Origin of the sequence: Propionivibrio sp. (assembly GCF_049316945.1) — a bacterium.
Classification (GTDB): Bacteria; Pseudomonadota; Gammaproteobacteria; order Burkholderiales; family Rhodocyclaceae; genus Propionivibrio.
Window position 1 is genome coordinate 1 of sequence record NZ_JBMOJE010000151.1, and the last position, 9,788, is coordinate 9,788.

8 protein-coding genes are annotated in these 9,788 nt (G+C 55.5%); 5 read left to right on the forward strand and 3 right to left on the reverse strand.

The window, feature by feature from the left end; translation table 11 throughout:
• The 5 genes from ACOYNV_RS22800 to ACOYNV_RS22820 all read left to right on the forward strand — a co-directional run.
• Positions 1-821 (forward strand): diguanylate cyclase (locus ACOYNV_RS22800; RefSeq protein ID WP_422902104.1); only part of this gene is annotated, 821 nt, incomplete at its 5' end.
• 12 nt (positions 822-833) lie between these two features.
• Positions 834-1,475 carry a hypothetical protein gene (locus ACOYNV_RS22805; protein ID WP_422902105.1) on the forward strand — a complete coding sequence of 214 codons (642 nt, stop codon included), beginning with the start codon at positions 834-836 and terminating at the stop codon, positions 1,473-1,475.
• Between the two features lie 87 nt (positions 1,476-1,562).
• Complete coding sequence (locus ACOYNV_RS22810; RefSeq protein ID WP_422902106.1) at positions 1,563-3,500, forward strand: DUF47 domain-containing protein; 1,938 nt, start codon at positions 1,563-1,565, stop codon at positions 3,498-3,500.
• A 142-nt stretch (positions 3,501-3,642) separates the two neighbouring features.
• Complete coding sequence (locus tag ACOYNV_RS22815; RefSeq protein WP_422902107.1) at positions 3,643-5,274, forward strand: PEP/pyruvate-binding domain-containing protein; 1,632 nt, start codon at positions 3,643-3,645, stop codon at positions 5,272-5,274.
• Positions 5,275-5,674: 400 nt separating this feature from the next.
• Entirely contained in the window at positions 5,675-5,962 is a 288-nt protein-coding gene (locus ACOYNV_RS22820; RefSeq protein WP_422902108.1) for a hypothetical protein, read from the forward strand.
• Positions 5,963-6,190: 228 nt separating this feature from the next.
• Here the strand turns inward: ACOYNV_RS22820 and ACOYNV_RS22825 are convergent, their stop codons facing one another.
• The 3 genes from ACOYNV_RS22825 to ACOYNV_RS22835 all read right to left on the reverse strand — a co-directional run bounded on the left by ACOYNV_RS22825 (position 6,191) and on the right by ACOYNV_RS22835 (position 9,733).
• Positions 6,191-6,616, reverse strand: coding sequence for a hypothetical protein (locus ACOYNV_RS22825; protein ID WP_422902109.1), 426 nt, complete (start codon positions 6,614-6,616; stop codon positions 6,191-6,193).
• 478 nt (positions 6,617-7,094) lie between these two features.
• The gene (locus ACOYNV_RS22830) at positions 7,095-8,981 is read right to left on the reverse strand and encodes a bacteriohemerythrin (protein ID WP_422902110.1); all 1,887 of its coding nucleotides are present in this window, start codon (positions 8,979-8,981) and stop codon (positions 7,095-7,097) included.
• 104 nt (positions 8,982-9,085) lie between these two features.
• A complete protein-coding gene (locus ACOYNV_RS22835; protein ID WP_422902111.1) occupies positions 9,086-9,733 on the reverse strand; it encodes a PP2C family protein-serine/threonine phosphatase in 648 nt (215 codons plus the stop codon).
• Positions 9,734-9,788: the final 55 nt, after the last annotated feature.

A 9,788-nucleotide genomic window follows, 5' to 3' on the forward strand; every position in this document is an offset into this window, starting at 1 on the left:
AGATGCTGGGCAATATGTCGCGCTCCTACCGCCATGAACTCTATGGGCGCAAACCCTGTACGCGCTTCATGGATGCCGCGCCACTGGTGGTGGATATTGGCGTCACGCTTTCCGAATTGACCGACGTGGTGGTGGGAGCTGATCCCCGGCATCTGATCAGCGGTTTCGTCATCACCGATCATGAAAGGTACGTCGGCATGGGCTCGGTGCAGGATCTGGTGCGGGTGGTCACCGAGATGCAGATGCAAGCCGCCAAATATTCGAATCCGCTCACGCAGCTACCGGGCAATGTTCCGATCAATCAGCACATCGACAACCTTCTTGAAGCCGGGGAAGCCTGCTGCATTGCCTATTGCGATCTGGATCACTTCAAGCCGTTCAATGATGTTTACGGCTATGCCATGGGGGATGAAGTCATCCGCTTGACGGCACGCGTCCTGACTGGCTCATGCGATGCCGAACTGGATTTCATCGGCCATATCGGCGGCGATGATTTCGTATTGATCATGCGCAGTGAAGACTGGGAAGCGCGCTGCAATCGGGCGCTGGCAAATTTCGGTGCGGAAATCCTGAAATTCTTCAGCAGCGACGACATCGAGCGAGGTGGCTACATCACGGAAAATCGCAAGGGCGAGATGGAATTCCACCGCCTGACGGCGCTATCAATTGGTGCGATTGACGTAAAGCCAGGGATGTTCCGAAACCACCTGCAAGTATCCATTGCGGCAGCCGAGGTCAAGAAGCGGGCGAAGGCGATTCATGGCAATAGTCTATATATCAATCAACGGCTGTACACGTCTGAAGCAAACACCGCCAGGTAAGGAGGCTTACCCATGAGTTCCAACGCTAAGCGGCAAAGCCAAGGTTGCGATGGCCACGGCGAGAACACCGTTCTGGATGAATTTCCTGTCTTCAGTTCAGCGCATTTCATCTGCGCCGAGCCGCGCTGGCTGGGAACTGCCTTGCGTGGCCTTCTTCTGTTGTCCGGGCTCGGGATTGCCTATATCGCGACAACGGCGCCAAACCTTCCCTCCACCATCAATCTGTTGCTGTGGATTGCCTCGGGCCTGGCGATTCTCGGCGCAATAATGCTTTCGCCCGATTCGATCCACTATGCCAGCGATCCGCAAGGGGTTTATTTCCCCTCCCGGGAAAGGTCAGGAATTTTTGGACCGTCCAGGCCGCAAACGTGGCTGTTCGTTCCCTGGTCGAACATAACCAGTCTCTGTGCATCCCTATTGCTCAACGAATCAGGAAATACCAAGGGCGTCATTTTCAGCCTGCGCGCCAGCGAGGAGGAACGGCGGGTATATTTCACAGGAACAACCATGCCGACGCATGACAAAGGGTTGCTTATAGGCGACCGGTCAACCATTCTCGTCGGATTTCCGAGCGCATTTAAGTCACCGTATAAAATTGCTGAATTGCTGCACAGCTTCCGGCGCCTGAAAGCCACTCCCTGCAACTGCAGCTAACACTTGAAATGTTCAGGAAACACGCTAAACTTTTTGAGGAAATTCCGCGTAATCGATACCAAACTTAGCGCTGACAAGCACGTATATATGCAAAAAACTCAAGCTGTGGAATCTCTCGGCCAACGCAGACTGATGTTGCCGGCCTGGGTGAAGGCGGCCCTCTCGGCCAATGATCGCCTCAAGATCTACCTCACGGTAGTCCAGGCAGCTTCATCTCACGCCGCGCATCCGAATCGCGATCTGCCGGATATGGCGAAGGAGATCGCTGACGCCGGGCTCAGCCCCGGCTGGTTGCACGGCATCATTGCGGTCGCAACGCGAATCGACGAAGACCTCTTTGTTCCCGACTTGCCGCGACTGGTCAAATGTCTCAAGGACGACCTCGCGACGATGGCTCGCCCCGTGCTTGAAACCACCACTACAGGCGCGCCGCCACAGCCGCGCGTACAGCATTGGCTCGACTGGCTCGGAACACTGCCCTCGGATCGCCTGAGCGAAAAGCATCTCGAGGCACTCACCCATGGCCATCGGGGCGGTGCGGACAGTCTGCATCTGCTGGTGATGGACCTGCACAAGCAGATCAATCACCTTTCAGGTGCGTTGGCGAGCGAGGTGATTGATGGTGCCAACGTTTGGGAACTGCGCCCCGAGGATCGTGCACTTGTCTTGGCCTTCATGCGCGGGCTGAACCGGACGGCGGCACTGAAGTTCGACCATCCGGGCCTGGAAACAGCGGCCACGCGGGACGGCGAGCGGTTGTTGTTGCAGAACGATATTGGCACCAACGATGCGCATGTGCTGGTGATTCAGGTCACTGCGCACGAAATCACACTGACCTATTCCGATCTGCATCGCCGTCGCCTCGAGTTCTTCCATACCCTTCTGGCGCCGTTCGGGGCCCACTGGTCGGGGCTGGAATCCCGCACCAGCGAAAACCTCAATGCTGGCGCAGCGTATTCGGTGGCCACCGCCCGGTTCGACTGTCCGGACGATCTCGCGCTCGAAGCAGCGCTGGAAGGCATCGCCTCGCGCATCGTGTTTCTGATCGACTGGAACCGTGCCCGCAAACGACTGCAGGCATTCGTCGAGAAGGCCGAGGCGATTGCCGTACTTGCCGAAGCGGCCCGGCTCGATGTCGGTCACCGGGCGTGGTTGCAGGCAGGCGGGGAGCGCCTCATCTTTGCCGCGATGGAAGCGGCAGGGGAAGGCGCGTTCCGGATTGGCGATCGGCTCGACGAAGTCATGGGAGCCGCTGATGCCCGTGCCTTCCTGGTGGCGGTCATGCAACTGGCCTGCGATGCATTGCGCGGCAACCAACCGCTCGCCCTGGTGGCCGACGAGACGCGCATGCTGCTTGCCCAGCATGTGCGCCATCGCACCAGTGAGTTCGACTTGTTATCCGAGCACGCGGCCTATTGCCACGCACTGGCCCAAGCGATCAGTGATGGCCTGGCGCATGGCGTCGAAAGCTCGGGCAAAGCCGCTCAAGAATTGGCGGAGCGCTCTAAAGCCTGGGAACGCAAGGCCGACCACCTCGTCATGCAAGCCCGTGACAAGGCAGAACGACAGCCCCGTTGGCGGCCCATTGCCCGGCTGGCAGAACAGTCTGACGACGTGGCCGATGCGCTTGAGGAAGCCGCCTTTCTCATCAGTCTGATTGGTGGCCACCATTTGACGGGTTGGAACGACGATGTACGGAACGTCCTGTCGCGCCTCGCCGTCACGGTGCTGCAGGCGACCCAAGACTATGTGAAGGCACTAACCATCGCTCGCACACTGGGTTCGGACAGTGAAGCGATCGACAACGACGCCTTCCTTGCCGCGACCTGGCGGGTTCTGCAGGCAGAACGACAATGCGATGCCATGCTGCGTGATGCACGCCGGATTATCCTCGGGGCAGTTCAGGACGCGCCTTCGCTGATGCTCGCCAATGACCTGGCCGTCGCGTTGGAAGATGCCTCTGACCGTCTGCTCGCGGCTGCCTATACGCTGCGGGACGTCGCCTTCGACAAAGCCGGAGTGTGATGATGACATCGAGCCGGTACCACGACGTAGCGCTGCAAAAGCCGCGCGCCACCCGTTTCCTGCAGGGGACGACATGGCCCGTGTGATACAGAGACCTTCGACATCGCCCATCCAGAGCCGGCGTTCGGGACGCAGGTCCAGGGTGCTGAAGGCGCCACCGCCAGTAGCGGCGAATGTTGCGCTACCCGCCGAGGTGTATCTGATCGGATGCGGCTCCGCAGTTGCCAGCGCCGGCCAACCATCGGCACAGTCGATGGGCTTCAAAGCCTGGAATTTGTTGCGCATGGTGCAAATGTCGCTGCCCGTGCCTCCTGCCTTCGTGCTCGGCACGCACTACTGTGTCGCTCCCTCAGCGCGCCAGCAGGCTTCCAGTTCAAACCTGTGGTCCGCCGGTCTGCATGAGCTGGAACGTGCGACCGGTCTGGCCTTGGGTGACACCGGGCGCCCACTGCTGCTCTCAGTCCGTTCGGGTGCTCCGGTATCGATGCCTGGAATGATGGATACGATTCTGAATATTGGGCTCTGTGACGCAACTGTCAGCGGCCTGTTGCGGCAAACCGGCAATCCGCGGCTGGTCTGGGATGCATATCGGCGGCTCGTGGCCACCTACGGCGAGGTTGTGGCCGGACTGCCGGGCCAGCTCTTCAGCGAAGCCACCACTTCCCTTTTTGGGATGCGTGACGAACGTGAACTCGACTTTGCAGAGTTGCGGGAACTGACCCGACGATTTCTCGACGTTTATGTGCAGGCGGCGGGCCGGTCATTTCCGCAGTATCCACGGCTTCAACTCGCGGGGGCAATCGAGGCCGTCTTTGCATCCTGGCAGTCCGCGAGGGCATGCAAATATCGACGCCTGAACCGTATTTCTGACGAGATCGGGACGGCGGTAACCGTACAGTGCATGGTGTTCGGCAATGCCGGTGGACAGTCGGGCGCTGGAGTCGGGTTCACCCGCGATCCGACCACCGGAGAGCCTGCGCTGTGGGTGGACTTTCTGTTTAATGCGCAGGGAGAAGATGTGGTTTCTGGGCGGCGAAGTGCCTATGGTCACGACGAACTGGCCGCCGTCCTGCCCTCTGTCTGGCAGGCTCTGCAAGAAGCTGCACGGCAACTCGAGCAAACCTTTAGCGACATGCAGGACTTCGAGTTCACCGTTCAGGAGGGCCAGCTTTTCATGCTGCAGACTCGCGACGGAAAGCGCACGCCGTACGCCACCGCACGCATCGCACTTGATCTGCTCGACGCGGGCCTGATCGATGCTGATCAAGCCCGCGAGCGGACCTCCCGGCTTGACCGGGAGGCTCTGGCACGACCTCGCATCGTCGGGCAGAGTGGCACAGCATTGGTGCCGCTCGGGAGGGCCATCACCGCGAGCAGCGGAGTGGCCGTCGGCGAGATCGCACTTGATGAAACGCGTGCAGTGACTCGGCACGGTGCGGGAGTAACGGTCATTCTGGTGCGTCGTGACGCGGAAACCAGTGACATTGCTGCTCTGGAATCGGCCTCGGGACTGCTCACGCAGCGCGGCGCCCGCACATCTCATGCATCTGTCGTAGCGCGTCAGTTGGGCAAGGTCTGTCTTGTCGGCTGCTCGGAATTGTCAATCGACGAGGTCACCCGCACCATCAAGATGGGGGATACGATGCTTCATGAGGGTGACCTGTTGACGCTCGACGGCAATGAGGGCATCCTCTACGCGGGAGCGGTACAGACAGAGATCGATTATCCGGACGGGCTTCTGGCGCGGCTGGAGTCCCTCAGGAAACGGCATTGAGGGAGGCAAATTTCCGCAAGAGTGCAACAAGATACTAATATCATTGATGAGGAGGTTTTTGGACTCTCTTGAGGTACAGATGGCGACGTGCCTGCTTGGCCAGTCGCTTGTTGGAAAGACGAGCCAGTAACTTAAGTAGCTTCCAAGCCACGTACAGGCCCACGCCGGTGCATAGGATTCCAACAAAAACAATAACAAGGGTCTTTAGCATCAAGGCACTTTCTCTCTGCAAGGGATGTTAATTTTACGCATGCCGCATTGTGCAATCAATCAGCTCGGTGTTTGCAATAAATGCCTCCATTTGAACCGAACGGGTGGTTACTGCTGCCAAACAGCAGCAAATTTTGCTTCAAAAACAACAGTAAACTGATTAAGTTTATTCTTTTAAGGTTAAGGAAAAATGATGATGAAAATGCTGACACCTTCAAATGAGTATCTTGAAAAAGCAAAGCGCATGAGTTGCGACGATGCGGAACGCTTGATGGCAAGAATGCGCGGAAGATTTGGACGAAGAACGGAAGACAAGAAACTTTCCACAATCGAAGCTTTAGCATTGCAGCTTGAGTTTGAGGATGAGGCACTCGCCGAATGGCGCGAAAAAATGCTGGATATAAGAGTTAAACACAAGGACTGGTTTCCCTGTGCCGATAGGCCGAATCAAGAAATCGATGCGGGCCAAAATACGTAGATTTACCTCGCCTGACGACGGCGTGCGAACAATTCCATCAACTCCAGACCAGCCAGGAGCATGGCGAAGGATTCGGGTTCGAGGAGACTCAATTTTTGGCGAGTCTCACGATGGTATCGACCTGATCTCCAAGGGGTGACATAAACGCTTGGTCATCACCAAGGATAAATTTGATGCCGAGTTGGGCGCAGTGGTAACTGATGACCCTGGCCGTTAACGGCGGGCACCTCAGTTCATGGCCGTGGGAACGAAGCGGCCGCTCCAGCCCTGTGTTTCGATCTGCAACTGGCTTGACATGCGACGGCGCAAGGTGAAAATGCCGCCGTTGGCCAGCGCAATACTCAGCATCCAGTGGGCAGCAGGGCCTAGGCTGATCTGCTCTTTGGACATCCGTAGCTCGAGATCGACGCCGTTATTGCAGATGACACCGGAGATCTCGGCCCATAGACCCTCGCCGGTTTTGATGAATTCGAGCAGCAGTGCGCCATTGCGCTCGACGATCGTCACCACCAGCGGCTTGCCGTCGTCCATCGAGACTTCAGACCACCGGCGAGCAAAAGACGGGTCGTCTGCCAGAATACGCAAATCCTTGATCGTCGCCGCGCAACCATGCGCATCATGAGCATGGGCGCTTAGAGTGAGCAGATGTAACAAGATCGCAATGCATACGCCGCGAATGGTCTAAGCCATTGAAAAATTACAGCACGCTGTCTTGATGTTACCGCTTGTTTACAAGAAATTTTCGAAACTGCATCCATATAGGGCCGCCTGTCCAGTTTGGTGTATTTTATGTTGTAGCTAGTTGATGGCATGGGACATGCGAACGGCAAGACTAACAGCTCCAATTTGATGGAAACTTTTAAAATAACGTATATGCGCCGTGATGTCGAGCCACAACTGAACTCACCGATAGCAGTGTTTGAGGCCCATGGATTCGGCCAGACAGCGATAGATATCATGCCGACCGAAGTCGGTTTCGGGGTGGTAGATCACCTGATAGCGATGCGGATTGAGTTTTAGGTCAGTCGGAGGAAACGCGTTGGTAACGAAACACTCTTGGCAACCGGCATTGAACTGCTGATTCCGATTTTCTTCGACTCCGATGCGGCGGTTAATTCGGCGCAGTCCTGATTTAGCTACGCCGACCCGCACACCGACGAGATTGTGCTAGCTCGTCGCGGGTGCTTGGCGCCTGGTCGCTCATCCTTCCCACCAAACTCATGCTGGGATGAAGGAATGATCGTTTGTCTTCAATCATGATGTGGGATTGCAACCATTTCTTGAGGAAACTAAGCAGTTCGGTGTTGACCACCAGGCTGTCCATCTTGCCCTTCTCTTGAAACTTGAACAATCGTTCCTTCAACGCCCGGTGATACTGGCAGTGCGCCTCAAGATCAGGATATCCATAGCGGGTGAACAGGCTTTCCTCGAGACTGAAATGCACCACCGTGTAATGCACCAACTCGATTAGGGCCTCCTTGATGATTTCGCCATCCGCACTCTTGACGATGACCTCTTCGTACAGTTGATTGATCAACTCGACCAAGTTCTTGTGCTGCTCATCGATTTCGGAAATTCCCACGCTCAGACTGTCCGACCATTCGAAAAAGACCTGCTGTTCCCTGGACGCCACGTTCGGGTCATATTGTATGGCCATGATGGTGATGTCGTCTGACTGCGGGTGCCCTCCGCAAAACATGGCCACGTCAGCTTTTAAGCTGTGGACAAGTATCCTGACGTCGGAATATGTGGCCGTCAGGAGCTCGGTGGCGCGTTCAAGGGAGTAGAATTCTTGACGATCATTTTCAGCTTCGGTGACTCCATCGGTATAAAGCACCAGCGTATCTCCTGCCGCCAAATACGTATGGGCAATTTCATAGTGCGCCTCTTTGTGCACGCCGAGTAAGATATTCTTCGGCGCACACAGTTCACCGAAAGACTCATTGAAGCGTGCGAGAAGCGGCAAATTATGTCCGGCATTGAAGTATTGCAGGTGACCCGTCATCACGTTCAACATGCCGACAAACGCTGTAACGAACATATTCGTGTCGTTGTTTTCGCACAGCAAGCGATTGATAGTGGTCAGCGCGGTGGCAAACTTCTTCTGTTTTCTAATCTTTGATCTAAGCAATGTCATGGTTTTCATCATGAACAAGGCAGCGGGAACACCTTTGCCTGAGACGTCTCCAATCGCAATAACAATGTGCTCCTCATCAAAAGCGAAGGCATCAAAAAAGTCTCCACCGACTTCCTTGGCGGGGATGGCGAGTCCAAAAGCCTTGATCTGTGGGAATTGCGGAAACAGTTGGTTGCCTTTGGGCAGCATGTTTGCCTGAATAGCGGCAGCGACCGACAATTCTTTTTGGATATTTGCAAAAGCCTGCTTTTCCGCTTGCCTGAGCCGATGCAGTTCGTTTTCGGCCTGTTTGTATTCACTGATGTCACGGATAATATCGATGAACATCGACCGTCCGTCGACACGCATTTCACTGGTGATCAAATCCATTGGGAACACTTGACCATCGGAAAGTAGCCCTTGAAGCTCGCGCCTCTTCTTGCTGAAAATTCTGGGCATGCCGGTGGCCAGATGTTTGCTCATGTAGCCTTCGTGATCCCCGGCATTGGGCTCTGACATCAGTAACTTGATGTTGCGACCAATGACTTCCTCTGCCCTGTATTTAAATATGCTCTCGGCCGATGCGTTGAAAGTTTCAATAGTTCCGCGCTCATCTGTGATGACTATGCCATCGCTCATAAAGGTAATAATGCCTGTAGCTTTTGCGTGTGCACTCTCCGCAGCCCGGGTTAGCTTGTCGGCTTGGACACGGATGTAGAATGCTGCCAAGGTCGCGAAGGCGGCGGTGACGAAGACGGTAATGGCATGTGACTCCCATGGCGTCAACTGGCCATTGAAAAAACTCTCCTTCAACGCTTCGTAGGCTGCCATAAGGAGCGCCACGCTCATGAACGTGCCGAAGAGTTGAGTAGCCAAAGGCCAAGTTCCAAAGCTATATTTCATGCTAAGAGGTCAGTAGTTTTCACGCCAGACTGTAAATACACAATGCATAAGGCATTAAATTCCCCATCGTATGTGCCTGTGATGAAAAATCGGTGCGATATCCGCTAAGTTGACACGATGGTTGTGGGACGGCGCAGAGCAAGCATTGTACAGTCGTCAGCGAGTACCTCGGATTGCGTAAACAGGCTTACTTCCCCACGGAAAGTATCAAGCACTTCGGGTAGCTGGATATGGCCAACGCGGTCAAGAATAGACAGGCATCTCTCCTCCGAAAATTCCTCACCCGCAGCCGTCTGGGCTTCGGTTACACCATCGGTATAACAGAAAAGCGTGTCACCGGGATTTAGTGTCAAATGCATTGCGCCAAAGCGCATGTCCTCGAATGCCCCGATCAACGGCCCCTTGGGAATGGGTACATAGTCGCTGTAGCCATCGGAGCGCAGGATAGGCGCGCAATGCCCGCCATTGGAATAGACCAGCGCACCCGTCGGAACATCGAGAAAACCGCAAAATAGAGTAACGAAAATATTCGTTTCATTGCCAATGCAGAGACGGTCATTTAGCTTCGTGAGCAGTTCGTCGGGTTGAACGGTGCTCATTGCCAGAATGCGCAAGAGGCCGATGGTACGTGCCATAAACAGTGCTGAAGCAATACCATGTCCAGAAACATCGCCGATGCAAAAGAACAACTGATGGCTCCGAACAAAGAAGGCATCAAAAAGATCGCCTCCGATGTTCGATGCCGGTTCCATGTGACAAATCTCGCCCCATTGGAGCCACCGAATCGCGGCCTAATGGTGCCAGCGG